Below are 25392 nucleotides of genomic sequence, written 5' to 3' on the forward strand. Positions count from 1 at the left end.
CACTGAACTGAACACAAAAAAAGAGGCCGCTAGTGTAACTCAGGCATTAGGCCTTGAAAACTCTTTGCTCCTAGCACAACGCCTGAGTTGTCAGTGTAAAAACTTGCAGCTTGGCTTAAAATCCTCTATAAATGCCGCCCCAGAAAAATGGAACGCCAGCATGAACTATCCCGTCAACGAAGTCTTTGAAACCATTCAAGGTGAAGGTGTCTTTACCGGAGTGCCCGCCCTATTTGTGCGCCTACAAGGTTGCCCCGTGGGATGCGCTTGGTGCGATACTAAACAGACTTGGGATGTCCTTGAGGCCAATAATGTCGCGCCAGAGCAAGTGATTAGCGTGGATGGTACCGTTGGCCGCTGGGCAAATCACAGCGCCCAGAGCCTTATCGCGGCCTTTAAGGCTAAAGGCTTTACCGCGCGCCATATAGTGATCACCGGCGGCGAGCCTTGTATGTACGATTTACGCGACTTAACCGAAACCTTGCACAGCCAAGGCTTTGCCACCCAAATTGAAACCAGCGGCACCTTTGAAGTGCTCTGCGACGATAGCACTTGGGTCACGGTTTCACCTAAGGTGAATATGAAGGGCGGTTATCAAGTTTTGACCCAGGCCCTTAATCGCGCCAATGAAATTAAGCATCCTATCGCCACCGAAAAACATTTAGATGAACTAGATGAACTATTGAAAGATATCGATATTTCATCCAAGACCATCTGCCTACAACCGATTAGCCAAAAGCCCAGAGCTACGGCACTGGCGATGAAGATCTGTATCGCCCGCAATTGGCGCTTATCTATCCAAACCCATAAGTATTTAAATATCGACTAATATCAAAGCGTTAGTCTGGATTTATACAAAACGCCCCATACAAATATGGGGCGTTTTTGTTATGTTTAATCTCTTGGAACAAATATTGATGCGATAGGGCATGGGAGCATTAAACAGTATTTGAAAGTGATAGCGAAAGCTTGGCTATGTTGACTGCTACCGTGCTTGGCAATGTAAAGTGAGGCTAGTATAGAATGAAGCTAGAGGAAAAACTAAAGACGAAAATATAGTTACACTAAGGTAAGCAATGGACTAAGAAATGGTGGAGGGAGAAGGATTCGAACCTTCGAAGGCTGAGCCGTCAGATTTACAGTCTGATCCCTTTGGCCACTCGGGAACCCCTCCACAAAACTTTCTTTTACAAACGCTTAAACATTTGGCCGTGTTTAAGTTTACTGCAGATTTAACTCATATCACTACGAACAAAGCCACATATGACGATTGGGATAAGATGGTGGAGGGAGAAGGATTCGAACCTTCGAAGGCTGAGCCGTCAGATTTACAGTCTGATCCCTTTGGCCACTCGGGAACCCCTCCACGAATATCTCAATCGTTGTCGTGCTTACTTCAGTGCAAATGGTGGAGGGAGAAGGATTCGAACCTTCGAAGGCTGAGCCGTCAGATTTACAGTCTGATCCCTTTGGCCACTCGGGAACCCCTCCTCAATTGCGGCCGCCATAGTAGTCAGAAACCTTTTGCATGTAAAGGGCCAAGATAAAAATTTTCCTAAAGTTATGTCTCAACTGGTCGATTAACTAACAACGAATTGTTTTAATGATGTTTTTTTATGCATATTGATGTTCCTTTAGTCAACGAAGCCCAAATCGGCACCCGCTTAAATGCGGCGATAGAACACAACAGGCGAGGAGAATTTGCCCTGTTGTTGTCCTTATTGTCGGCTGACGCTCGGGACATGGCGCAGTTTCAATGGCAAAAAGAACTTGATAGTGCACAAAAATTACAACGTCAGTTCGAACTACCGCCCAAACATCCCTTATTGGTGGACTTATCCCTAGGCGAACCGATAGTCGATAATAGCCCGCTTTTTAATCAAGCAGGGGCGAGGGCATTTCAATTACAACAGGCGATATGCCCAGAGGCGTTGGTTATCCGTGGTGGTGAGTCGATGGCAATGGCCGAAGTGCTTAGTAACTGCGACTTGACCACTCAATTACGCCAACGTGGGCAACTCACCTCCCCTAAAATTGACATTATGCATTTTGCCGATCAATTAGCGATCCAGCGCAATTTAGTTCCCCTATTAGCCACAGCTTAAGGGGCAAAGTCACCCTAAAATCGCCATTAGTGACATTTATTAACATAATGCATCTGACAAGCGTGAGCTAAACCTGAGTCTGTCCAGTTTGGATTGCCTATAATAGTGGGCAAATTATCCCACGCTCGCAGGCTTTATCCTCCAAATGGATAAGTAGCGTTTACACGACGGCTCAAGAGAGGAATGTTCAATGAAAGGTATTATTGCGGCCCAGGCCCACACAGTGAATGACACATGCACAGATTGCGGCAGCTTTGTCGATATTGGCGCCGTCATCGATGAACACGATACCCTGTTAGAATTGCAGTTTAACGGGGCTAATGCGCAGGCCGATGCCGATGCAATGAGCGATCGAGCTAAGGCGCGTTTTAGTCAAACCCTAGCAAAGACTGTGCCGACAGATTCTGGCGTGAGTTTACAGTTAACCTTTGATGTCAGTGCCGAAAAAATGATTTTTCAATTAGAAAATAGTCTGTAGTTGCTTAATACCCAAACAACCTAAGGTGCTCTGAAACTCGTATTTTCAGGTTGTTTGAGCATATCGCTCTGGTGCAATAGTGATTTAATTTGTAATTAAATATGCTCGATATTGCTGTGTTGAACGAAGATAGTGTAATCTGCTTCGACAAAAAATAAGCACATATTGGCTCAATTAATGCGCTACCCCCGATAGAGTGCATTAGTCGCAGCAGTACAGTAGTTACCCAACACGAAGTTTTGTAGGGATCAGCGTGAAGCGACGTCAACATCAGCATTTATTGGAGTCTTTAGTACATTCGGCGGCTAAACAGCAGGGCGATTTTGCTAAGACCGCAGAGTTAGCGACAGAGTTATTGTGTCAGAATTTAACGGTTTCCTTGGTGTCGGTATGGCTGTTTTCCGCCGATCAACTGAGCCAATCTTTGGTGGCGCAATTTGGATCTATGATGCTGCAAGAGGTACATAGACCTCAATTGCTCAAGGATTGTCCCCGTTATCTGCAGGAACTCAAAAACCACCGTCATATCGATGCGGGTAATACCTTAGTCGACCCGCGCTTAAGTGAGTTGACTGGGGTTTATTTTGAACCAAGGCAAGTGCTCTCTAGCCTCGATGTTGGGATCCGCATAAATGGCCACCTTGAAGGCGTACTCTGCATCGAACGCGCCCAGTTGACCCACCATTGGCACGATAGTGAAATCCACCTCGCTTGCCAAATGGCCGATCAATTAGCCCTCACCTTAGCCACTAAATATACCTACGATAAAGAAGAGCGCCTTAGTCTGTTTCGCTGTGCAACCGAGCAATCGCGGCAAATGAGTATGTTGATCAATCTGCATACGGAAAAGGTCGAGTATGTAAACCAAGCCCACGCGGATATTACCGGCGTTTTGCGGGATAAGAGCATTGGTTCGAATCTGCGGGAACTCGCGTTATTCAAGCAACATAGTGAACTGGCCGAGCACACCCTTGCACAAATTTACCGTGGGGAGCAGGCCAAGGGTGAAGTGCAATTTAGCCGTGTCGACGGCAGCCGTTATTGGCTTAAATTTGTTGTCAGCCAGTTTATCACCGACCGCGGCAACCATTACGCCTTAGTGTCGGGGGAAGAAAGTACCGATGAACACAATTATAAGGCGGAACTCGAGCGTTTAGCGTGGCGCTGCAGCTTGACGGGACTCCATAATCGTAGTCATTTCAATCGGGTGCTAGAGCGCACGACGCAGGGACTGTTACTCCTCGTCGATCTGGTTGGATTTAAGCGTTTTAACGATACCTACGGCCATGAGAATGGTGACAGTCTATTAATTGAAATTGGACGGCGCTTAAAACATTTTTCTGAGGTCAATAAAGCCACTGAAATTGCTCGAGTAGGGAGCGATGAATTTGCTGTGTTACTGACGGACAGCCACGCCGTCTATGATCTCGACTATTTTAGTACACGTTTATATCAACATTTAGCCATGCCTATACTGATCGGTCGTGAGCAAATAGAGCCTAAACCCGCCTTAGCCGTGGTCGATATCGCCTCTGTTGCCAATTTATTCGCGCCTTTGACCTGTGCAGATATTGCCGTGCAATATGCGAAAAAGAAAAAGGGCACCGCAATTCAAGTATTTAACAGCACATTACTCAGTGCTTTTAAGGAAGATGCACAAATTGAGCGCGATCTGCACAGTGCCATACGTGGGCGGCAGTTTGAACTCTATTATCAACCCCTAAGGGATCTTGAGCAGCAAACCTACATAGGTGCCGAGGCGTTGATCCGTTGGCATCATCCGAAGAAAGGGGTACTTTACCCCGGTGCCTTTATTGATATCGCCGAACAATCGGGGATGATCAATGCGATTGGTAGCTGGGTGCTTGAGGCCGCTTGTCGGCAGTTAAACCTTTGGCAGCACCATAATCCCGATTTGAGCATGCATGTGAATGTGTCTGCACGGCAATTCTTCAGTGGCAATTTGTACGAACAGGTGTGGCAGTTGCTGACTCGCTATCGCTTGAAGCCCAAAACCTTGATCCTCGAAATAACTGAAACCGAGTTAATGGGCGATATTCGCCATGCAACTATTTTGTGTCAAGAGTTAGCCGAGTTAGGGGTTGGGTTGGCTATCGATGATTTTGGCACTGGCTACAGTTCGATGCGTTACTTAAAACAGTTCCCGATCAGCAAGTTGAAAATCGATCGTTCCTTTATCTCCGATCTGACGATAAGCCGTGAGAGCCGTGAAATTGTGTCTGCGATTATCGCTATGGCGAGTGCACTGAATATTTCGTTAACGGCAGAGGGGGTTGAAACCTCAGAGCAGGAAGACTTTTTGGCGAAGAGTTTCTGCCATCAAGCACAGGGTTATTTGTATAGTCCTGCACTACGAGAGCCTGAATTTGCCCAGTTTTTATTGTCGGCGCAAAACACACCTATGGTAACGCACTAATTGTCCGTTCCAATACAGCCTAATACTGTGTGTGATAACCCGATTCAAAGCTATAGACGTTTTTAAAGCGTCTTAAGGCAACATTGCTTAAACTTTTTACCGCTATGGCAAATACAGGGATCATTTCTGCCGGGTAATGTAGTCCTCATCTGCCTGCCCTGGGTGTAATACCAGCGCCCCTGCTGATGGACAAACTCCGAGCATTCATAGATAGCATCTATCTCACCCTCGAGCTTGTACCAAGCCTTAAAGGTTACTGTCCCCTCCCTGTGCCCTGTGATGCTCAGTTGTTCGCTTGCACCGAGTACATCGAGCCCAAGCCAGTGGGGATGGGGCCCACTCTGAAGGCCTGCTAGGGTCAGATCCCCCAGAAACTCGGGATGGTGAGTCTTAATAATGTAATCAAAATTTTTCAACACAAACGCGCAGTAACGCGAACGCATAAGCTGCTCGGGTGAATCCGCTATCCGCTCCCCACAATCCACATGGATATGCAGTGGTTTACAGCAATCTTGATAGTGTTTTGCACTGCCGCAGGGGCAGATAATATCTGAAGCCATAGGTATAAAATTTAAAAATTAGCTATAAAATAATGGAGTTCGGCTATTTTGTTTTTTTGCTGTCAGGCAAAGGAGAGAACTGACGACCATAGTATAAGTTAGGCACTGGCTTAGCATTGAGATAGAAGCTAGGCTCTGCACGGTTATTCATATCTAAGGTGACACTCCAGCGAGTCGAAGCCACTTTTTGGGTACCAATAACAAATTTGCCAGCAAATTCACTCACAGGTTCTCCCGTCTCTTCGGCGGGGTAGAATCGTACTAAATAATAGCCAGTATCTATGGCGCTGTTGCCGACCATTTTACGTTTCAGTATGCGAAAGTCGATATCAATCCGTGCTTTCTTAGTGCGGATTTTGTCGAAAAACTTTTGATAGATCGCCACTATGCTATCGCGGCCGTAATAGATTTCTTTACTTTGGCTTTCAGAGAGATAACTGGCATCCTCAGTGTAAATTTCGCCAGTGACTTCTGGGGAGAGTTCGGTAAATGCCTGAGTAAAGAGTGAATAATTGGCATTGATCAGTTGATCCGCCGTTGCAGTCGTTTTGAATTTAGCTGGATTGGCGAAACTTGGGGTCGACAATAGGCATATCAGGGCTAGCAGCAAAAATCTCATTACATTATTCTAATCAAGCAATCATGGCGCCACTATAATGGAGGCGCCCACTGAACTAAAGTGTTGAATGTTTACAAAGTGTGTTTCTGCACTAAAAATGTGCGGTAATACTAAAGTAGTGGAAGGAATGTGCCATGCTGGACGATGGAACCGCACTGTTTTTTGAAGAAATGACGGGTGTTGTGCCACTTAAGGGCGATGTAAAGGCGGTGAATTCACAACCTAAGGCATTAACGGTTGAGCAAATTCAGCGCCGTGATGCGCTGCAACGTGAGGCCTATTTGGCCTGTATGCCCTTGGATTTAAGTTTGATCCCGATAATTGCGCCCGATGATATTGTCAGCTTTAAGCGAGAAGGGGTGCAGGGCGCGGTATTTAAGCGCTTAAGGTTGGGGCAGTACAGCATTAAGATGGAGTTAGATGTACATGCCTACCGTTTGAGTCAGGCCCGTGATGCGTTACTCAATTACCTGTTAGCGGCGCAGGTCCATGGAGAACGCTGCGTCATGCTCATTCATGGCAAAGGCCATAATAGTAGACCCGTCGCTGGACTGCTGAAATCGGCGGTATGTCATTGGTTATCACAACTCGATCTGGTGCTTGCCTACCATTCGGCAAAAATGGAGCAGGGGGGAACTGGGGCCCTGTATGTGATGCTAACGAAATCTGAGCAGCATAAGCTTGAAAATAAAGAAGCTAACCGTAAGGGTATGGGCTGGCGGTAAGGGAGTGCTGTTTAGTGGAAAATAAAAATGCCCAATCGATTTGGGCATTTTGTTTTATATGTCACAAGATGACGACATTACCAACCACATTGACGATTAGCGGTGGTGTTTTGCTCATCAAGCCATATTTTCAGTGGCGCGAAGTAATCGAGGACGGCTTTTGCATCCATAGCGTCTTTGCCAGTGACTTCTTTCAAGGCGACAGGCCAGGGCTGACTCGAGCCTAACTCTAACATTTTATTGAGCTTTTCACCGGCAGCTTGATTGCCATAGATACTGCATCTATGAACTGGCCCTTTATCGCCCGCAGTTTCACATAGTGCTTGATGGAACTGGAATTGCAGAATATGGGCAAGGAAGTAACGCGTGTAAGGCACATTGCCTGGCACATGGTATTTAGCTCCTGGGTCAAAATCTGCTTCACTGCGCTGAGTCGGCGCTTTTACGCCTTGGTATTTCTCCCTTAAATCCCACCAGGCTTGGTTATATTGTGCCGGAGTGATTTCGCCACTAAAGACCTTCCAGCGCCATTGATCGATCATTAAGCCAAAGGGGAGAAAGGCAATTTTATCTAGGGCTTGTTTGAGCAATAAACCTATATCCTTAGAGGCATCGGGTACATCTTCTAGTAAGCCAATTTGCTTCAAATAGCTTGGTGTGATGGAGAGGGCTATGGTATCGCCAATGGCCTCATGGAAACCATCGTTAGCACTGTTTTTAAACAGGAAGGGTTGCATTTTATAGGCGCGCTGGTAGAAATTATGTCCCAGCTCATGGTGAATGACGGTAAAATCTTCGGCGGTTTTCTGGATACACATTTTAATGCGGATATCGTCGAGATTATCCAGATCCCAGGCCGAGGCGTGGCAAACCACATCACGATCCCGTGGCTGAACAAATAAAGAACGGGCCCAGAAGCTTTCGGGGAGGACGGCAAAACCTAAGGAAGTGAAAAAGCTTTCTGCTTGCTTCACCATCCTGTGCTCGTCATAGCCTTTTGCTTCTAAGAGTTCGGTGACATCATAACCCGGATCGGCATCATCGGGTGCCACTAAGTCATATACGTTGCCCCATTGCTGGGCCCACATATTACCGAGTAAATGGGCGGGGATCGGACCCGTCGTTGGGGCGTTGGTATCCCCATATTCTCGGTTGAGTTCTCCCCTCACATAACAATGTAATGACTCATAAAGGGGCTTGACTTGTCCCCATAGACGATCGAGTTCCTGTGAAAAATCATCGGGTTTCATATCATACTGGCTGCGCCAAAGCTCAGACAGATTGGCATAACCAAGATCCTTAGCGCCTTCATTGGCTAATTCGACTTCCCGCTGGAATAACGGGCGCATAGGTTTGGCGATTTCACGCCAACCTTTCCATGCTTCTAACAGTTTGGCGGGATCGCGAGATTCGGCCATCAGAGTCGAAAGCTCCGGTTGAGTCATACACTTACCATCGGCAAAACAGTATTTTCCTTTGCCGTATAAGCCATTCAATTCGGAGCTTATCTGGGCAAGCTCGGCATTTTTCGACGGATCGAGCGGTGCGGGTAACACTAAGGCGCTGCGCAATATGTTGAGCTTACGGGCATTAACGGGATCGAGGTCCACATTGGCGTACTTAGCCGCCTCGGTGGCAAATTTTACCGATGCCGCACTGATTCTCTCACCCACGGCGGCGGATAGCGCTGCAGTATCATCGGTAATAAAATTGCTGTAAATCCACTCGGCTCGGTTGGACTCTATGGATAACTGCGCCATTTGGGCTTCGGCATCATTAATAAAGGCAATGGCCTGCGCCTTATCTGGCACAACATTCATTGTTGCAGTTTGTGAAGGAACCGTGCTTTCGGTTTTGTCTTGTGCATCATTACACGCGGTTAATCCCAGTGCTAACGCGACAGTGAAGGCGATTTTTGTGGGACGATTCAATAGAATAGCCATGTGTTGCAATCCTTTGTTGTTTTTGTGTTACGCATTTTACCTAACAAAGGTGTTTTTTGCACAAGGCTTAATGGCTTTCTTTATTGTTTGTGGTGGTGAGTTAATATTTTGTTGGCCTTGTCGTTACTAAAGCAGCTTATTTGGCCATTTTTAGTTTGACATCCTGAGTGTCAATGTTTAATTTAAACGAGTGTTTTAAATTATTTCAAGGTCACGGAATGGCAAGTCGATCCGATACAAAAACGAGAATTCTTGATGCCGCAGAAAAACTGTTCGCCGAAAGAGGCTTTTCCGAAACCTCCCTGCGACTCATCACCAGCAAAGCTGAGGTGAATCTGGCATCGGTTAATTACCACTTCGGCTCTAAAAAAGAGTTGATCCGTGCTGTATTAGCCCGTTATTTAGATGTGTTTATGCCTGCTGCTGCGGCTGAAATAAAGCGATTAAATGCCGCGTCTTCACAGGCGAGCCTAGAGGAAATATTCTCTTCTTTAGTTAATCCGCTGTTAGATCTTAATAAGTTACGTACTGAAGGCACCACGATTTTCCTGCAGCTTTTAGGCCGCGGTTATATCGAAAGCCAAGGGCACTTGCGTTGGTTTATCACAACACATTATGGGCAACATTTAGATACCTTTGTCAGCGCCGTTTCGGCCAGTGCGCCCCATATTCCACCCGCAGAGATGTTTTGGCGCTTACACTTTACCCTAGGCACTATCGTGTTCACTATGGCCTCAGCCGATGCCTTAAATGATATTGCTGCGGCGGAGTTTGGTGAGCATAACGACATCGAAGCCGTTATCCGTAAAGTGATTCCCTACATGGCGGCTGGTGTTTCAGTCCCCGTTGCATCTTAATAAAAGGTCTTGATCATGTTAACGATTATAATCCTTGCCCTGATAGCCGTTGTCCTGTTGTTTGCGGTCAAAAATATCAGAAAGCAATTTATTACCCAGCCCGTATTTCATTTTTTCAAAAAAGTATTACCGCCATTATCCGATACTGAGCGTGAGGCGATGGAAGCCGGCGATGTGTGGTGGGAAGGGGAGTTATTCCGTGGCAACCCTAACTGGAATACCTTGCACAGCTACGGCAAACCTGTGCTTAGCGCCGAAGAAAAAGACTTTATCGATAATCAAGTGATGACGGCACTGACGATGATCGATGATTTCGACATAGTGCATAACCGTAAAGATTTACCACCTGAACTGTGGGAATACTTCAAGAAAGAAGGCTTCTTCGCGCTGATCATCCCGAAAAAATTCGGTGGTAAAGCGTTTTCGGCCTATGCCAACTCTACTATTGTCAGCAAGTTAGCCAGCCGTAGCGTCAGCGCCGCGGTAACGGTTATGGTGCCAAACTCCTTAGGCCCCGGCGAGCTATTGACCCACTATGGTACCAGCGAGCAGAAAGAACGCTGGTTACCTGCTTTAGCCAAAGGCGATGAAATTCCATGTTTTGCGTTAACTGGTCCCGAAGCGGGCAGTGATGCTGGTGCAATCCCCGATGTGGGTATTGTGTGCCGTGATACCTTTAATGGCGAAGAAATGATCGGCCTTAAACTCACCTGGGATAAGCGTTATATCACGCTGGCTCCTGTGGCGACGGTTCTCGGTTTAGCATTTCAAATGCGCGATCCTGAAGGTCTGCTTGGGGATAAGAAAAACTTAGGCATTACCTGCGCGTTGATCCCCACGGATCATCCTGGTGTGGTCATTGGTCGTCGCCATAATCCACTGGGCATGGCGTTTATGAACGGCACCACCCAAGGTAAAGAAGTGTTTATCCCGCTGGATTGGATTATCGGTGGCCCTGAGTTTGCTGGTAAAGGTTGGCGTATGCTGGTCGAGTGTTTATCCGCCGGCCGCGGCATTTCACTCCCCGCCTTAGCAACGGCCTCTGGCCATATGGCGACTAAGACGACAACGGCCTACAGCTATGTGCGTCACCAGTTTGGTATGGCAATTGGCCAATTTGAAGGGGTGCAAGAAGCACTTGCCCGTATTATTGCCAACACTTACCAGTTAGAAGCTGCGCGTCGTTTAACGACCACTGGTATCGATCTTAAGGTGAAACCCTCAGTCGTGACTGCCATAGCTAAGTTCCACATGACGGAGTTAGGCCGCTCTGTGATGAACGATGCGATGGATATTCAATCGGGTAAGGGCATTCAATTAGGGCCGAAAAACTATTTAGGCCACCCTTATATGTCGAATCCGATTTCAATCACTGTGGAAGGGGCGAATATTTTAACCCGTTCCTTGATGATTTTCGGACAAGGTGCGACTCGCTGCCATCCTTACGTGCTGGCTGAGATGGAAGCGGCCGCGATGGAAAATCAGCATGAAGCGCTGGAGCGATTCGATTCATTGTTGATGGGCCATATGGGCTATGCGACGCGTAATGCTTTCAGTGCTTTGTTTAGTGCGCTAAGCGGTAGCCGCTTTGGCAGCGCGCCAGTGAGTGGTGAAACTAAGCAGTATTATAAAGATATGACGCGTATATCCTCGGCCTTAGCCTTGATGACAGATTTATCAATGCTGATCATGGGCGGCGATTTAAAGCGCAAAGAAATGCTCTCGGCCCGCATGGGGGACGTATTGAGCCAGTTGTATTTAGGTTCTGCCACCCTAAAACTGTTTGAAGACAATGGTCGTCAGCAGGATGATTTACCCGCGGTGCGGTATGTAATGGCCAACCGTTTACACTTAGCTGCGAAAGCATTGGAAGACACTATCCGTAACTTCCCAAATCGTCCTGTGGCATGGTTACTGCGCGGTTTAATCTTCCCGCTCGGCAATCACTTCAATGCGCCAAGTGATAAAATGGTCACCGAACTGGTAGGGGGGATGTTAAAACCAGGGCCAGCCCGTGAGCGTATTACCTTCCTCTGTCCTGAGTTTGAAGGCGATATCGGGGGAATTGCCGAGGTTGAACAAGCCTTTGTGGCACAATATGCCTGTAAAGATATCTATAAAAAACTGAAGAAAGCCCAGCGCGCCGGTGAGTTGCCAGCCAAAGTGCCTAATCTCATCTTGTTCGCAAAAGCACTCGAAACCGGGGCCATCACCGCCGATGAAGAACAAAAGTTACAGCATGCCGATAAACTGCGCTTAGCGGCTATTAATGTGAATGATTTCGAAGCGTTATAGAGATTGTAACTGGCGTCTAGTCCAAGCGGTTTAATAAATTGTACTATTGAGCCGTTTGGATTTTCCTCTGATACCGCTGTAACTGAATTGCAGAGATAAAAAAACCACCTTTATAAGGTGGTTTTTTATTGGCTGGTTTTCTAATCCGCGTTAGTGACAAGAAGAAACTTAAGCAACGATCAGCACTTTACAGGTGTTTGTACCACCGATGGTTTCCATTGCATCACCTTTGGTCATCAGCACCATGTCACCGCTATTCAAGTAACCTGCCGCCGTTAATGCTTCTAACGCTTTTTGCGCTAGCTCATCGGCTGGGTGGATAGTTGAGTCGAAGTAGATTGGCAATACGCCGCGGTACAATGCCATTTTAGCTAAGGTTGTCGCGTGGCGCGATAAACCAAGGATTGGCAATGAAGAGCTGATGCGCGACATCAGTTTCGGTGTTGCACCCGATTCGGTTAAGGCGATAATCGCTTTAACACCTTCTAGGTGGTTAGCGGCATACATAGTAGATAATGCAATCGTCTCTTCAACTGAGGTGAAGCGTGCATCTAATCTATGTTTAGACACTATCACACTTGGGTGAGATTCGGCGCCCAGACACACGTTTGCCATCGCCTTAACGGTTTCTTCAGGAAAATCTCCCGCTGCCGTTTCGGCCGATAACATCACAGCGTCAGTGCCATCGAGCACAGCGTTTGCTACGTCCATCACTTCGGCGCGGGTTGGCATAGGGCTTGAAATCATCGATTCCATCATCTGAGTGGCAGTGATGACGACTTTGTTCAGTTGGCGTGAACGGGCGATGAGTTTCTTCTGCACGGCAACCAGGGCCGCATCACCGATTTCAACCCCTAAGTCACCTCGGGCAACCATCACAACGTCAGAGGCGAGGATCACATCATCCATAGCTGCATCGCTGGCAACCGCTTCGGCACGTTCTACTTTGGCAACAATAAGGGCATTACTGCCGGCTTGTTGTGCTAATGAACGGGCATAGTCAAGATCGGCACCACTACGTGGGAAAGAGACCGCCAAATAATCCACTTGGATCATGGCTGCTGTAAGAATGTCAGCCTTATCTTTTTCCGTCAGTGCGGCCGCAGATAGACCACCACCTTGTTTGTTAATGCCTTTATTGTTAGATAAAGGACCGGCAACTGTCACTGTGGTGTGGACTTTACGGCCTTCAACACGTTCGACACGTAATTGAACACGGCCATCGTCTAGCATCAGGATATCGCCAACATTCACATCGTCAGGTAACTGCTTATAGTCGATACCCACTTGGTTCTCATCACCTTCGCCTTTCGCTAATTCAGCATCTAAGGTATAGGCTTGACCTAATTTCAATTGGACCTTTTTGTTGTCCTTGAAAGTAGAAACACGAATTTTAGGGCCCTGTAAATCGCCAAGAATGGCAACATGAACACCCAACTCTTTAGCGATTTCACGCGCTTGAGTCGCTCGTTTTAGGTGATCTTCAGGGGAGCCGTGGGAAAAGTTTAGACGTACAACATTCGCACCTGCCGCGATGATGCGGCGTAGATTATCATCACGATCGGTAGCGGGACCTAGAGTGGTGACGATTTTGGTTCTGCGGAACATAAGGATACTCCGTTAAAGTTAAAAAAATCTTGGGACTATATTACCATGCTATTCCAGATTATGTAGTAAAGTTACAATCAAATTGATCTAAAGTTATGTTTCAAATTTGTGAGGCATCGCTGAAATTTGCACTAAAAATGGCTAGGAGGTAGATTTGCACTAGCCATTTTTAGGATAGGAAGTGAATTACAGTATCGGATCTTTATTGATACGAGATTCCTTCAGCACTTCTTTAACGCGTTTAAGGTTGTCACGGAAACGAGGGCCGCGGCGTAGGGTAAAACCCGTTGCCAATACATCTATAGTCACCAATTGGGCTAAACGCGAGGCCATTGGCAAATACATATCGGTATCTTCAGGCACCTCCATTGTCACAGGCAGTGTACATTCCATCGACAAAGGTGAATTGCGTGCGGTAATACCTATTACCGCTGCGCCGTTTTCTCTGGCCAAACGTGCTATTTCAATCAATGACTTAGTGCGACCAGTGTGGGAAATGAGCACCACGACATCACCTTCATTGCTGTTGATGCAGCTCATACGCTGCATGAGAACATCGTCAAAACAGATCACAGGCACATTAAAACGGAAAAATTTATTTTGCGCATCATGGGCCACAGAGGCGGAAGCGCCTAAGCCAAAGAAAGAAATGGTCTTAGCTTGAGTCAGAATATCAACCGCTTTGTTAATGGCTGAAACATCTAAACTTTGGCGGGCGGTATCTAACGAAGCCATTGAAGATTCGAAAATTTTTGTCGTGTATGACTCGGGAGAATCATCTTCCTCAACATGGCGGCTCACATAAGGCGTACCGTTAGCAAGACTTTGTGCCAGATGTAACTTAAAATCAGGGAAGCCTTTGGTATCTAAGCGGCGACAGAAACGATTCACAGTAGGTTCACTGACATCCGCCATCTTAGCCAGTGTGGCGATGCTGGAATGAATCGCTGTTTGTGGAGATGCTAAGATCACCTCTGCAACCTTGCGTTCTGACTTACTAAAATGGGTGAGGCTTTTTTGAACCTTTTCTAGGGTATTCATACGCGTACGTCCGCTAAATTGAGAATGTAATTTTATTTATTTTTATTTAGTGGGGCAGAGCAAAATGGTTACACCACTAAATCGCTGCTTTGTAGTAATTTTTTAGTACAATTTTGAAATAAGATTTTACTACCTTCAGTAATTTAAGCACAAAAAGCATATCAGATTTATGCCCTAAGTGCCTAGTTAGCCAAAATGTTAATATTGATAAAAATAGATGCATTTAACAAATTCTGTTGTTATATTACAACAAAAGTGTGGATTTCTTCATCGGTATGAAGGGACACGACATACAAAGGAGAGCGTAACGCAATGGGCAAAACAACATCAGGCGCCAAAGCTTGTGACTTCGTACTCTTTGGTACTAAAGGCGACTTGGCACGACGCAAGTTGTTACCTTCTTTATACCAGTTAGATAAGGCTGAACTTCTCGATAAAGATACGAAAGTGATCGGGGTCGCAAAAGATGAGTTTAGTCAAGATGAATTTAGAGAATTAGTCATTCTTGCGTTAAACACCTTCGTCAAAGAACCCCTTTGCGAAGCAACACTCCAACGCTTCCTGTCCCGCTGCTACTATATAGGCACTAACTTTACCGATTCGGTTGGCTACAGTGCCTTCCATGATTTGCTCAAACCAGAAGAGCGAGTGATGGTCAGCTACTTTGCGACACCCCCCGCTATTTTTGGGGATATCTGCCGCTGTTTACATGAACAAAACCTTATCCACAGCGATTCTCGCGTGGTACTCGAAAAACCCATCGGCTCCGATTTAGCATCCTCCCACGTTATCAATGATCAAGTTTCCGCCTATTTTAAAGAACGTCAGGTTTACCGTATCGACCATTATTTAGGTAAAGAAACCGTCCAAAACTTGATTGCGCTGCGTTTTGCCAACTCTTTGTTCGCTTCTAAGTGGGATAACCGCACGATCGACCATGTCCAGATCACAGTAGCTGAAGAAGTCGGGATCGAGGGACGTTGGGGTTATTTCGATAAAGCGGGTCAAATGCGTGACATGATCCAGAACCATTTGCTGCAAGTGCTGACACTGGTTGCCATGGATCCACCGGTGAACTTAGACGCCGACAGTATCCGTGATGAAAAGGTAAAAGTGCTTAAGTCACTGCGCCCCATCAATGCCGACAATGTGTATGAAAATACCGTACGCGGTCAGTATAGCGCCGGTTTCTTAAAGGGCAGTCCAGTTCCTGGCTATTTAGAGGAAGAGGGCGCAAATCTACAGTCTCACACTGAGACCTTTGTGGCGCTGCGGGTCGATATCGACAATTGGCGCTGGGCTGGAGTGCCTTTCTATTTGCGTAGCGGCAAACGCATGCCGTTTAAGAGTTCTGAAATTGTGGTGTATTTTAAAAATCCACCCCATAACCTGTATCGCTCAAGCTACCGTAATCTGCCACCGAACAAGCTGACTATTCGTCTGCAGCCCCATGAAGGGGTTGAGATCCAGATGATGAACAAGGTGCCAGGGCTAGAGCAGAAGCAGCGTTTACAAACCACTAAACTCGATTTGAGCTTCTCGGATACCTTTAAAAACGAACGTATTGCCGATGCCTATGAGCGTCTATTACTCGAAGCTATGCTCGGTAATCAAGCCCTGTTTGTGCGCCGCGATGAAGTGGAGCAGGCATGGACTTGGGTCGATGGCATTATCCAATCCTGGGAACAAAGTAACGAAAAACCAAAACCTTATCCTGCGGGTACTTGGGGGCCGGTGGCATCGGTTGCCTTGATCACCAAAGATGGTCGTTCGTGGGATGAATAGGGGGCTTCGATGATAAAAGAAACCGTATTTAAATCTTTCGATACCCCAGCGGCGCTTGAGCTACAGCTGGCGAATAAAATTGCCAGTCAGTTACAGGAAGCCGTCGATGTCCGCGGTAAAGCGAGCCTAGTGGTTTCCGGTGGTTCGACACCGCTTAAGTTATTCGAATTACTCAGTATGCAATCGATTGACTGGAGCGATGTTTATATCACACTTGCCGATGAGCGTTGGGTGGATGTGGAAGACAGTGCGTCTAACGAGCGTTTAGTGCGCGAGCATCTGCTGCAACATCGAGCGGCTAATGCCAAGTTTCGCGGACTAAAGAATATGTTTTCTACCGCAGAAGCGGGCGCCGATATGGCAGCCGAGTCTCTGTCTAATTTCCCACGTCCCTTCGATGTGGTGGTGCTAGGCATGGGAAATGATGGCCATACCTGTTCATGGTTTCCCTGCAGTGCGGAGCTAAACGAAGCGTTATCGACGCAGGCGCTGTGTGTGGCAACTCACCCGACAACGGCTCCCCATGGCAGGATCACCTTGTCCAAAAGTGCGATCCTTAATAGCAGGCAAATTTATCTGCATTTGGTCGGGGAACAGAAATTATCCGTATATCGTCAAGCCTTAGAAAATGATGATGTTAATGCTATGCCTATCAGAGCCGTATTAGCGCAGCGTAAAACGCCCGTTGATGTGTTCTGGAGCGCTTAAGGAGTCACAATGCACTCAGTAATCATGCACTCAGTAGTTCAAGCCGTTACCGACAGAATTATTACCCGTAGCAAAGCGTCACGCGCAGCTTATCTTGCCGCATTGAACGATGCCCGTAACCATGGTGTACACCGCAGCTCCTTAAGTTGCGGTAACTTAGCCCATGGTTTTGCCGCCTGTAACCCAGACGATAAAAATGCATTGCGTCAGCTGAATAAGGCGAATATCGGCATAGTCACGGCATTTAACGATATGTTATCTGCACATCAACCCTATGAAAACTATCCTGAACTGCTGAAAAAAGCCTGTCAGGAAGTCGGCAGTGTCGCGCAGGTAGCGGGCGGTGTTCCGGCCATGTGTGACGGTGTGACTCAAGGTCAGCCCGGCATGGAGTTAAGCCTACTGAGCCGCGAAGTCATTGCCATGGCAACGGCGGTGGGGCTATCCCACAATATGTTTGATGGTGCCTTACTGCTCGGCATTTGCGATAAAATCGTACCTGGCTTGCTTATCGGGGCGCTTAGCTTTGGTCACTTACCTATGTTGTTTGTGCCCGCTGGTCCGATGAAATCCGGTATTCCTAATAAGGAAAAAGCCCGCATTCGCCAGCAATTTGCCCAAGGTAAAGTGGACAGAGCCCAATTACTGGAAGCTGAAGCCCAGTCTTACCACAGTGCGGGGACTTGTACCTTCTACGGTACCGCCAACTCGAATCAGCTGATGCTTGAAGTGATGGGCCTGCAGTTACCTGGCTCATCCTTTGTGAATCCAGACGACCCACTGCGTGAAGCCTTAAACAAAATGGCGGCCAAACAGGTTTGTCGTTTAACCGAAATGGGCACTCAATACAGCCCCATTGGTGAAATTGTTAATGAGAAATCCGTCGTCAATGGCATAGTGGCGCTGTTGGCTACGGGTGGTTCGACCAACCTGACTATGCATATTGTCGCTGCGGCCCGGGCTGCTGGCATAATCGTGAACTGGGATGATTTTTCCGAATTATCCGATGCGGTGCCATTGCTGGCCCGCGTGTATCCAAATGGCCATGCGGATATTAACCACTTCCATGCGGCTGGCGGTATGGCTTTCCTTATCAAGGAATTACTCGATGCGGGATTACTGCACCAAGATGTGAATACTGTGGCGGGCTTTGGCCTTCACCGTTACACCCAGGAGCCAAAACTGCTCGATGGGGAACTGCGTTGGGTCGATGGGCCAACCGTGAGTTTAGATGCCGAAGTATTAACCTCGGTCGCATCACCTTTCCAAAATAACGGTGGTTTAAAACTGCTGAAGGGTAACCTTGGCCGCGCCGTAATTAAAGTGTCTGCCGTTCAAGCCCAGCACAGGGTGGTGGAAGCGCCAGCGGTCGTGATTGACGATCAAAACAAACTCGATGCGTTATTTAAAGCCGGCGCTTTAGACAGGGACTGTGTGGTGGTGGTGAAAGGACAAGGCCCAAAAGCCAATGGCATGCCCGAGCTGCATAAGCTCACGCCACTCTTGGGCTCGCTGCAGGACAAGGGCTTTAAAGTGGCACTGATGACCGACGGTCGTATGTCTGGCGCGTCGGGCAAAGTGCCTGCCGCCATTCACTTGACGCCAGAAGCCCTCGATGGCGGCTTAATTGCCAAAGTCCAAGATGGTGACTTGATCCGTGTCGATGCGCTCACCGGTGAACTAAGTCTACTGGTGTCCGAGGCTGAACTGGCTGCAAGAGCCGTTGGCGAAGTCAATTTACATCGTTCACGTTATGGCATGGGGCGTGAGTTATTTAGCGCACTGCGTGCAAACTTGAGCAGTCCTGAAACGGGTGCGCGCTGTACTAACGCCATCGATGAACTTTATTAATACTAAGGAAGAATAACGCAATGCTTGAGAATAACTGGTCATTACAACCGCAAGATATTTTTAAACGCAGCCCTATTGTTCCTGTGATGGTGATTAACAAAATAGAGCATGCGGTGCCCCTCGCTAAAGCACTGGTTGCCGGTGGGATCAGTGTGTTAGAAGTCACTTTACGCACCCCATGCGCCCTTGAAGCCATCACTAAAATTGCGAAGGAAGTGCCAGAAGCCCTAGTCGGCGCGGGAACCATTTTAAACGAGGCCCAACTCGATCAAGCGATTGCCGCTGGTGCACAGTTTATTATCACACCGGGTGCTACGGTTGAACTGTTGAAAGCGGGTATGCAGGGGCCCGTCCCCTTGATCCCTGGCGTTGCCAGTATTTCTGAGGTGATGGCGGGGATGGCGCTCGGTTACACTCACTTTAAATTTTTCCCGGCCGAAGCCTCGGGCGGAGTGGATGCACTGAAAGCCTTCTCGGGCCCGCTAGCAGATATTCGCTTCTGCCCAACGGGTGGCATTACCCCAAGCAGCTATAAAGATTATCTAGCCCTGAAAAATGTCGATTGTATTGGTGGTAGCTGGATTGCGCCAACGGATGCAATGGAGCAGGGTGATTGGGATCGTATCACTCAGCTTTGTAAGGATGCCATCGGCGCTTTATAAACGAGTTTAATGTTGCGATAAAATAAAAAACCACCGCAAGGTGGTTTTTTGCCTTTCATCTTTCCATTTTGGTAAAGAAGCTAATTCTAGAGAAAGTCTAGCTTTGATAAAAAGTAAGGCAGCAATATCCTAGCCTACATTTCCTTACTCAATTCAATATTCGAGCCCGCTTTAGGGCTAAATAGCTGCTGATATAGTCGCCCTGCAAATTCATCCGTCATCCCCGAAATATAGTCGGCCAACACTCTGTGACTATTCAGGCCCTGCTGTTCGCTCTCGCGCCAGCGCTCTTGGGTGTTCAACGGCAATAAACGTTCGGGATCGGAAGCAAAAGCTTCAAATAATCCCATCACAATCTGTTGGCCCTTATATTCGAGCATTTGCATTTCTGGCTTACGAATTACATATTTATACACCAATTGCTTAAGCACATTGAGTGCAATGGCAAATTCGGGTTCAAGGTTGGCATTAAAGCGTAGCAAAGGTTCTTCAAAGTCCAGATCTTCGGTAATGATAATGGCCGTAACAAAACCATTGACCAGTGTGCCTATGGCATCTTTGCGCTGATGATGCTCATGGGAGAACAGTTTATTACCAATATCGGCTAACTCCTGCCTAATCCAAGCATCATTACTGTGGGTGAGTGCGGGGGCGACATCCTGTTGCCATTGGGATGATGTGACTATGCCCATAACGATGGCATCTTCAAGATCATGCACCGCATAGGCGATATCGTCCGCCAATTCCATAATTGAGCAGTCGAAGGATTTAAACTGGGTTCTCAGGTGAGGATAGTGGTGCAGAGCCGGGTGAGAGCTTTGCTGGGCCGAAGTAAAACGCGCTCTATCCGACTCCGATAAGGGTTCAAGCACCCAGGCAAAAATGTCATTATCGTCGTCAAATATGCCCTTAACGGGTGGCCATTGTGAGGGTTTAAGCTGTCTGTGGCTGGTGATCTCCGTATGCTCACATGGGATAAATAGCTGTGAGTGCGGCGCGGGGTACTTCAAAATCCCCAGCATAGTGCGACGGCAAAGATTCATTCCAAAATCTAAGGTGTAGGGCTCAAGCTTAGATAAAATGCGAAAGGTTTGGCCATTGCCCTCGAAGCCGCCATGGTCGCGCATCATGTAATTCAACGCTACTTCACCACCGTGGCCGAAGGGTGGGTGGCCAATATCGTGGGCAAGGCATAAGGATTCCAGCAGGCTCATGGAATCTAATAAGCGCTTATGCTCTGGATATTTACGGATTAACTGGGCGGCGATCCCCGTGCCAATTTGCGAAACTTCGAGTGAATGGGTTAACCGCGTGCGATAGAAGTCATTCATGCCAACGCCGAGCACTTGAGTTTTCGCCTGCAGGCGACGAAAGGCGGCGGAGTGGAGGATACGCGCCCTGTCTCTTTGGTAAGGACTGCGGTGATCGTTGCGTCGTTGTTTATCTTCACCATGGCGACGCTCTTGCCAAACATTTGAAGTCATAGGTATTCCTAACGGCTGTAGAACATCAAAGCATCTTGTTTATTTCGTCCAAATTCAGGGTAAAACTCGGGACAAAACAATCCATAAAGTATTTCACCGCGGGATCGGCATTGGCAGCGAGCATGGCCTCTAGGCGTTTACGGGCGGTATTAAACTCAGTATTACCGGCGCGATTTTCCTCTAGGCATTTAAGGTAAGCACATAAGGTATCGGCGGATTTCACTATGGTCTTGTAAACGGGATCGGCGTAATCACTGATAAACAGGCTACGATAATCCTCTTTAAACTCATCGGGCACCATATCCAGCATGCGCTGCTCGGCAATGGCCTCGATTTTTTTATACTCGGCTTCGATTTCTCTATTGAAGTATTTCACCGGTGTCGGTAAATCCCCCGTGAGTATTTCACTGGCATCATGGAAAATGGCCAGACTCGTGGCCTGATGGGGATCGAGCCTAGTGCCGAACTTTTTATTGCTGATGATGACGAGCGCATGGGCCACCATGGCAACCTGCAATGAATGTTCTTGTACATTCTCAGGACGCACATTGTACATCAAGGGCCAGCGTTGAATGAGTTTCATCCGAGCTAAATGGGCAAATAGGTGGCTCATAGTGATCCTTCTATCGAACTAACTGGGTAACGCAATGATCTGCAACGGAAATAGCTTAAATCTATTAGGGCAGATTTAACGTTAATATTGACTTAGACTATCACAGCCGCGAGTGACAAGTGAGCGAAAATCCTAGGGATTTTATGAAAATGTAAAAATAAAGCGATCTCGAGGATCGCTTTACAGACCAACAGTTAGCTTATCCCTGACTATTGTCGATAGGTTTCAAGGAAAACCCCAAACTCGGTCAGTGCTTTAGTGAGATCTTCCTTATAGGGTAAGAATACGACCCGCAAATGATCGGGCTCAGGCCAGTTAAAGGCGGTACCTTGAACGAGCAAGATTTTCTTTTCCCTCAAGAGATCGAGCACTAAACGCTCATCATCCCGCAAATTAAATTTCTTCATATCCAATTTAGGGAAAGCATAGAGTGCACCCTTAGGTTTTTTCACGCTCACGCCTGGAATTTGGTTGAGCAACTCATAACAGGCATCCCTTTGAACCGTCAGCCGTCCACTTGGCAGGATCAGTTCATTAATGCTCTGATAACCTCCTAGGGCCGTTTGGATCGCATGCTGGTTTGGCACATTGGCACAAAGACGCATAGAGGACAGCATTTCTAAGCCTTCGATGTAACTTTTAGCAGCCTTAAGATTGCCAGATAACATCATCCAACCGACACGAAAGCCTGCCGCGCGGTAGGCTTTCGATAACCCATTAAAGGTCACGGTTAAAATATCGTCGGAAAGGCTGGCCGCCGGAATATGCTTAGCCTCGTCATATAAAATTTTGTCGTAAATTTCATCGGCAAATAGGATTAGGCTGTGCTCGCGGCAAAGTTCGACCACTTGCAGCAGTAATTCTCTGCTGTATACCGCTCCCGTTGGATTGTTCGGGTTGATCAGCACTATGCCGCGAGTACGTGATGAAATTTTGCTTTTAATGTCGTCAAGATCGGGAAACCAATCCGCATCTTCATCACAGCGATAGTGCACGGCTTTGCCGCCCGCAAGGTTGGCCGCCGCCGTCCACAGGGGATAATCGGGTGAGGGGATTAAGATCTCATCATCGGTATTGAGTAAACCTTGCATGGCCATCACGATAAGCTCGGACACACCATTACCAATATAGATATCTTCAATATCCACCCCAAAAATCCCTTGGGCTTGATAATGCTGCACTATGGCCTTACGGGCAGAGAATAATCCTTTCGACTCACAGTACCCTTGAGCACTGGGCAAATTGAGGATCACATCACGGACAATTTCTTCCGGCGCTTCGAAACCGAAGGGCGCCGGATTACCAATATTCAGTTTGAGGATCCGGTGCCCCTCGTCCTCTAAACGTCTGGCTTCCTTATGTACTGGGCCGCGGATGTCATAGCAAACAGTATCCAGCTTATTGGATTTGATGATAGGGCGCATTTACACCTCGAAACATGCAGTTAATTTAGGCTTAAGTTAGCGCACCATAACGAAATTTTATCGGTTAAGGAAGAGGCCTAAAGCACAGATAGTCACTTTTTTTTCATAAAATGGGTTAGTTAAATATGCTTTAACCGTCAATTAATGAAATGCATACAAGTTTTAAATTCTAAATATTATTCGATACTTGGTTTAAATGACTGTTGCAATTGCTGTCACAGGGTGGATTGAAGCACTGAAATAGTGCTTGAGTAAAGTTGTTGAGCAGATGGGTCTTACTTACTGATTTTATTTAACACTTTTTTAATAAATAGGGATAATGCTATGTTTAAGCCAATATTGATAATTAGGCAAATTAACTGAATGCTTATTAAGCATCTCCTCCCAAGTAACTTTTTGGTTTATTCTAATTAAAATTCTTTTATATCATAATGTTATTCTTTAATTTGGATGGAAGGGTAAAATTATTTTTACTTAGAATAAATTTATAGTTGACTCAATATTCGATGCGCTTTATTTTCTGCGCGATGTTTTTGGCAAGGCACCTCAGATAGCAAGCTTTTAGCGGGTTTTATCAGCAGGGTCATCATGAAACAGCTGTGTTGGCGTTCTGTATCGAGGTGATTTCAGACGCTGTTCTAAAAACTTTTGCCTTTTAGGCGACTTATTTAGAGGACCTAAGTGCATGTCTGAACCGACAGCGTTAAGTCTTATTCCACCTTTGGTGGTGTTGGTGCTAGCTATTTGGTTACGCCGTCCCATTCTGTCCCTTATTATCGGTGCGGTAATCGGTTTTCTGTTACTCGATCCTGTTCAAGTGTTAAATAATTTCGCCAGTGTCTCCTTAAAAGTCATGGCCGATGAAACCATTGGTTGGTTGATTTTAGTCTGTGGCTGTTTTGGTGCCTTAATCGCGCTGTTAGTGCGTACTGGTGGCGCGCTGGCGTTTGGCCGTAATGCATTAAAATTTGCTAACGGGCCCAGATCCTCCCTGTTTATGACCTTTATCCTCGGCATTGTGATTTTTATCGATGATTATCTCAATGCGCTGACCGTGGGTGAAACCATGAAGCGTGTCACGGATAAGTTTAAGGTGTCCCGTGAAATGCTCGCCTATGTTGTCGATTCGACGGCGGCCCCTGTGTGTGTGTTAGTGCCTCTATCGACCTGGGCGGTATTCTTTGGTGGCTTGTTGGTCGATAACGGTGTGGCTGCGGAAGGCCAGGGCATTAGCGTCTATATGCAGGCCATCCCTTACATGCTATACGCTTGGCTTGCGGTGATGATGGTGTTACTGGTGGTGTTAGGCATAGTACCTGCCATTGGCCCAATGAAAACGGCGCAGCTGCGTGCCGCTCAAGGCGAACCCGCACAGGCACAGGTGGATTTTGACCAAGTGCAGACCTCCGATGAATATGCGGTGAAAGCGATTGAAGAAGAATTTAAGCATGCCGACAATCAGGGCAAATTGCATAACTTCCTCGTGCCAATCCTGCTGCTTGTTGCCTTTACCGTGTATTTCGATATTGATGTGTGGAAGGGACTATTAGCGACTCTAGTGATCACATTGCCTTACTATGCGGTGCAGCGTTTGATGCCATTATCCGAGATGATGGATCAAATGATCGATGGCTTTAAGAGCATGCTACCCGCCATTGGAACTGTGATTGCGGCGTTCGTCTTTAAAGACGTGTGCGATCAGTTATTGCTGCCGCAGTACGTGATTGAATCCTTAAGCCCCTTTATGACGCCTAAGTTGCTACCTGCAGTCGTGTTTTTATCCATGGCGATCCTCGCATTTGCGACGGGGTCGAGCTGGGGGATTTTTGCGGTGACTATTCCAATCGTGATGCCATTAGCGCAATCGGTTGGGGCGGATATCCCGTTAGTGATAGGGGCATTATTATCGGCATCATCCTTTGGTAGCCAAGCATGCTTCTACTCTGACTCAACCGTATTGGCGGCACAGGGCTCAGGTTGTAATTTAGTGAGCCATGCGGTGACTCAGTTGCCCTATGCGCTGATCGCCGCTGTACTGGCGTTTATCGGCTTTATTGTGATTGCGTAAATACTTTCAGGTTTAGAATCAGAAACCAGCTGCGGCTGGTTTTTTTATGTCTGCCGTAATTTGGTTCAACGCTTAAAATGGGTAAAAGGTGAGTAGCTAGGCTTGAACTAGGATAAAGGCGATTATAGG

At 47.1% G+C, this 25392-nt stretch carries 20 protein-coding genes and 3 tRNA genes; 12 read left to right on the forward strand and 11 right to left on the reverse strand.

Annotation, left to right across the window (positions count from 1 at the left end; genetic code table 11):
* The first annotated feature begins 160 nt into the window (after window positions 1–160).
* Window positions 161–829, forward strand: a complete 669-nt coding sequence (queE, locus tag COW15_RS11925) for a 7-carboxy-7-deazaguanine synthase QueE (RefSeq protein WP_293632774.1) — start codon at window positions 161–163, stop codon at window positions 827–829.
* Between the two features lie 260 nt (window positions 830–1089).
* Here queE and COW15_RS11930 read toward each other — a convergent pair.
* From COW15_RS11930 to COW15_RS11940, 3 genes are all read right to left on the reverse strand, one after another.
* Window positions 1090–1174, reverse strand: a tRNA-Tyr gene (locus tag COW15_RS11930).
* Between the two features lie 107 nt (window positions 1175–1281).
* Window positions 1282–1366 (reverse strand) — tRNA-Tyr (locus COW15_RS11935).
* A gap of 40 nt (window positions 1367–1406) precedes the next feature.
* Window positions 1407–1491, reverse strand: a tRNA-Tyr gene (locus COW15_RS11940).
* A gap of 125 nt (window positions 1492–1616) precedes the next feature.
* On the opposite strand from COW15_RS11940, the gene COW15_RS11945 reads away from it, so the two are divergent.
* From COW15_RS11945 to COW15_RS11955, 3 genes are all read left to right on the forward strand, one after another.
* Window positions 1617–2105 carry a VC2046/SO_2500 family protein gene (locus COW15_RS11945; protein ID WP_293632775.1) on the forward strand — a complete coding sequence of 163 codons (489 nt, stop codon included), beginning with the start codon at window positions 1617–1619 and terminating at the stop codon, window positions 2103–2105.
* 190 nt (window positions 2106–2295) lie between these two features.
* Entirely contained in the window at window positions 2296–2583 is a 288-nt protein-coding gene (locus tag COW15_RS11950; RefSeq protein WP_293632776.1) for a DUF406 family protein, read from the forward strand.
* A 253-nt stretch (window positions 2584–2836) separates the two neighbouring features.
* On the forward strand, window positions 2837–5020 hold the full coding sequence (locus tag COW15_RS11955; protein ID WP_293632777.1) for a GGDEF domain-containing phosphodiesterase: 2184 nt from the start codon (window positions 2837–2839) through the stop codon (window positions 5018–5020).
* A gap of 62 nt (window positions 5021–5082) precedes the next feature.
* Here COW15_RS11955 and COW15_RS11960 read toward each other — a convergent pair whose 3' ends face one another.
* The gene (locus COW15_RS11960; RefSeq protein ID WP_293632778.1) at window positions 5083–5580 is read right to left on the reverse strand and encodes a YchJ family protein; all 498 of its coding nucleotides are present in this window, start codon (window positions 5578–5580) and stop codon (window positions 5083–5085) included.
* Window positions 5581–5623: 43 nt separating this feature from the next.
* The gene (locus COW15_RS11965) at window positions 5624–6199 is read right to left on the reverse strand and encodes a DUF4440 domain-containing protein (protein ID WP_293632779.1); all 576 of its coding nucleotides are present in this window, start codon (window positions 6197–6199) and stop codon (window positions 5624–5626) included.
* Between the two features lie 134 nt (window positions 6200–6333).
* On the opposite strand from COW15_RS11965, the gene smrA reads away from it, so the two are divergent.
* On the forward strand, window positions 6334–6924 hold the full coding sequence (smrA, locus tag COW15_RS11970; RefSeq protein WP_293632780.1) for a DNA endonuclease SmrA: 591 nt from the start codon (window positions 6334–6336) through the stop codon (window positions 6922–6924).
* 77 nt (window positions 6925–7001) lie between these two features.
* Here smrA and COW15_RS11975 read toward each other — a convergent pair whose 3' ends face one another.
* Window positions 7002–8867: a M2 family metallopeptidase gene (locus COW15_RS11975; RefSeq protein ID WP_293632781.1), complete on the reverse strand. Its 1866-nt coding sequence runs from the start codon at window positions 8865–8867 to the stop codon at window positions 7002–7004.
* A gap of 218 nt (window positions 8868–9085) precedes the next feature.
* Here COW15_RS11975 and COW15_RS11980 point away from each other — a divergent pair, with 218 nt between their 5' ends.
* Window positions 9086–9724 (forward strand): TetR/AcrR family transcriptional regulator, encoded by a 639-nt coding sequence (locus COW15_RS11980; RefSeq protein ID WP_293632782.1) that lies wholly within the window; start codon window positions 9086–9088, stop codon window positions 9722–9724.
* 15 nt (window positions 9725–9739) lie between these two features.
* Window positions 9740–12019, forward strand: a complete 2280-nt coding sequence (locus COW15_RS11985; RefSeq protein ID WP_293632783.1) for an acyl-CoA dehydrogenase — start codon at window positions 9740–9742, stop codon at window positions 12017–12019.
* A 168-nt stretch (window positions 12020–12187) separates the two neighbouring features.
* Here COW15_RS11985 and pyk read toward each other — a convergent pair whose 3' ends face one another.
* Window positions 12188–13627: a pyruvate kinase gene (gene pyk / locus COW15_RS11990; RefSeq protein WP_293632784.1), complete on the reverse strand. Its 1440-nt coding sequence runs from the start codon at window positions 13625–13627 to the stop codon at window positions 12188–12190.
* A gap of 186 nt (window positions 13628–13813) precedes the next feature.
* The gene (locus tag COW15_RS11995) at window positions 13814–14668 is read right to left on the reverse strand and encodes a MurR/RpiR family transcriptional regulator (RefSeq protein ID WP_007648285.1); all 855 of its coding nucleotides are present in this window, start codon (window positions 14666–14668) and stop codon (window positions 13814–13816) included.
* A 312-nt stretch (window positions 14669–14980) separates the two neighbouring features.
* Between COW15_RS11995 and zwf the strand changes: the two genes are divergently transcribed.
* From zwf to COW15_RS12015, 4 genes are read left to right on the forward strand one after another with little or no spacing between them, the layout of a single operon-like run.
* The gene (gene zwf, locus COW15_RS12000; RefSeq protein ID WP_293632785.1) at window positions 14981–16453 is read left to right on the forward strand and encodes a glucose-6-phosphate dehydrogenase; all 1473 of its coding nucleotides are present in this window, start codon (window positions 14981–14983) and stop codon (window positions 16451–16453) included.
* 9 nt (window positions 16454–16462) lie between these two features.
* Window positions 16463–17161 (forward strand): 6-phosphogluconolactonase, encoded by a 699-nt coding sequence (gene pgl, locus COW15_RS12005; RefSeq protein ID WP_293632786.1) that lies wholly within the window; start codon window positions 16463–16465, stop codon window positions 17159–17161.
* 24 nt (window positions 17162–17185) lie between these two features.
* A complete protein-coding gene (gene edd / locus COW15_RS12010; RefSeq protein WP_293632854.1) occupies window positions 17186–19012 on the forward strand; it encodes a phosphogluconate dehydratase in 1827 nt (608 codons plus the stop codon).
* Window positions 19013–19032: 20 nt separating this feature from the next.
* Entirely contained in the window at window positions 19033–19674 is a 642-nt protein-coding gene (locus COW15_RS12015; protein WP_293632787.1) for a bifunctional 4-hydroxy-2-oxoglutarate aldolase/2-dehydro-3-deoxy-phosphogluconate aldolase, read from the forward strand.
* A gap of 134 nt (window positions 19675–19808) precedes the next feature.
* Here COW15_RS12015 and COW15_RS12020 read toward each other — a convergent pair whose 3' ends face one another.
* The 3 genes from COW15_RS12020 to COW15_RS12030 form a co-directional block, all read right to left on the reverse strand.
* Window positions 19809–21158: an anti-phage deoxyguanosine triphosphatase gene (locus COW15_RS12020; RefSeq protein WP_293632788.1), complete on the reverse strand. Its 1350-nt coding sequence runs from the start codon at window positions 21156–21158 to the stop codon at window positions 19809–19811.
* A 25-nt stretch (window positions 21159–21183) separates the two neighbouring features.
* On the reverse strand, window positions 21184–21771 hold the full coding sequence (gene yfbR, locus COW15_RS12025) for a 5'-deoxynucleotidase (protein WP_293632789.1): 588 nt from the start codon (window positions 21769–21771) through the stop codon (window positions 21184–21186).
* A gap of 209 nt (window positions 21772–21980) precedes the next feature.
* The gene (locus COW15_RS12030; RefSeq protein WP_293632790.1) at window positions 21981–23195 is read right to left on the reverse strand and encodes a pyridoxal phosphate-dependent aminotransferase; all 1215 of its coding nucleotides are present in this window, start codon (window positions 23193–23195) and stop codon (window positions 21981–21983) included.
* A 685-nt stretch (window positions 23196–23880) separates the two neighbouring features.
* Here COW15_RS12030 and COW15_RS12035 point away from each other — a divergent pair.
* On the forward strand, window positions 23881–25263 hold the full coding sequence (locus COW15_RS12035) for a Na+/H+ antiporter NhaC family protein (protein WP_293632791.1): 1383 nt from the start codon (window positions 23881–23883) through the stop codon (window positions 25261–25263).
* The last annotated feature ends 129 nt before the right edge of the window (window positions 25264–25392 follow it).

Origin of the sequence: Shewanella sp. CG12_big_fil_rev_8_21_14_0_65_47_15, assembly GCF_002783505.1 — a bacterium.
GTDB lineage: Bacteria > Pseudomonadota > Gammaproteobacteria > Enterobacterales > Shewanellaceae > Shewanella.

Excerpts from the sequence above, each read along its gene's own strand:
- queE (WP_293632774.1), top strand. The coding sequence starts at position 161 with ATGAACTATCCCGTCAACGAAGTCTTTGAAACCATTCAAGGTGAAGGT.
- COW15_RS11945 (WP_293632775.1), top strand. The coding sequence starts at position 1,617 with ATGCATATTGATGTTCCTTTAGTCAACGAAGCCCAAATCGGCACCCGC.
- COW15_RS11950 (WP_293632776.1), top strand. The coding sequence starts at position 2,296 with ATGAAAGGTATTATTGCGGCCCAGGCCCACACAGTGAATGACACATGC.
- COW15_RS11960 (WP_293632778.1), bottom strand. The coding sequence starts at position 5,580 with ATGGCTTCAGATATTATCTGCCCCTGCGGCAGTGCAAAACACTATCAA.
- COW15_RS11965 (WP_293632779.1), bottom strand. The coding sequence starts at position 6,199 with ATGAGATTTTTGCTGCTAGCCCTGATATGCCTATTGTCGACCCCAAGT.
- smrA (WP_293632780.1), top strand. The coding sequence starts at position 6,334 with ATGCTGGACGATGGAACCGCACTGTTTTTTGAAGAAATGACGGGTGTT.
- COW15_RS11975 (WP_293632781.1), bottom strand. The coding sequence starts at position 8,867 with ATGGCTATTCTATTGAATCGTCCCACAAAAATCGCCTTCACTGTCGCG.
- COW15_RS11980 (WP_293632782.1), top strand. The coding sequence starts at position 9,086 with ATGGCAAGTCGATCCGATACAAAAACGAGAATTCTTGATGCCGCAGAA.
- COW15_RS11985 (WP_293632783.1), top strand. The coding sequence starts at position 9,740 with ATGTTAACGATTATAATCCTTGCCCTGATAGCCGTTGTCCTGTTGTTT.
- pyk (WP_293632784.1), bottom strand. The coding sequence starts at position 13,627 with ATGTTCCGCAGAACCAAAATCGTCACCACTCTAGGTCCCGCTACCGAT.
- COW15_RS11995 (WP_007648285.1), bottom strand. The coding sequence starts at position 14,668 with ATGAATACCCTAGAAAAGGTTCAAAAAAGCCTCACCCATTTTAGTAAG.
- zwf (WP_293632785.1), top strand. The coding sequence starts at position 14,981 with ATGGGCAAAACAACATCAGGCGCCAAAGCTTGTGACTTCGTACTCTTT.
- pgl (WP_293632786.1), top strand. The coding sequence starts at position 16,463 with ATGATAAAAGAAACCGTATTTAAATCTTTCGATACCCCAGCGGCGCTT.
- edd (WP_293632854.1), top strand. The coding sequence starts at position 17,186 with ATGCACTCAGTAGTTCAAGCCGTTACCGACAGAATTATTACCCGTAGC.
- COW15_RS12015 (WP_293632787.1), top strand. The coding sequence starts at position 19,033 with ATGCTTGAGAATAACTGGTCATTACAACCGCAAGATATTTTTAAACGC.
- COW15_RS12020 (WP_293632788.1), bottom strand. The coding sequence starts at position 21,158 with ATGACTTCAAATGTTTGGCAAGAGCGTCGCCATGGTGAAGATAAACAA.
- yfbR (WP_293632789.1), bottom strand. The coding sequence starts at position 21,771 with ATGAGCCACCTATTTGCCCATTTAGCTCGGATGAAACTCATTCAACGC.
- COW15_RS12030 (WP_293632790.1), bottom strand. The coding sequence starts at position 23,195 with ATGCGCCCTATCATCAAATCCAATAAGCTGGATACTGTTTGCTATGAC.
- COW15_RS12035 (WP_293632791.1), top strand. The coding sequence starts at position 23,881 with ATGTCTGAACCGACAGCGTTAAGTCTTATTCCACCTTTGGTGGTGTTG.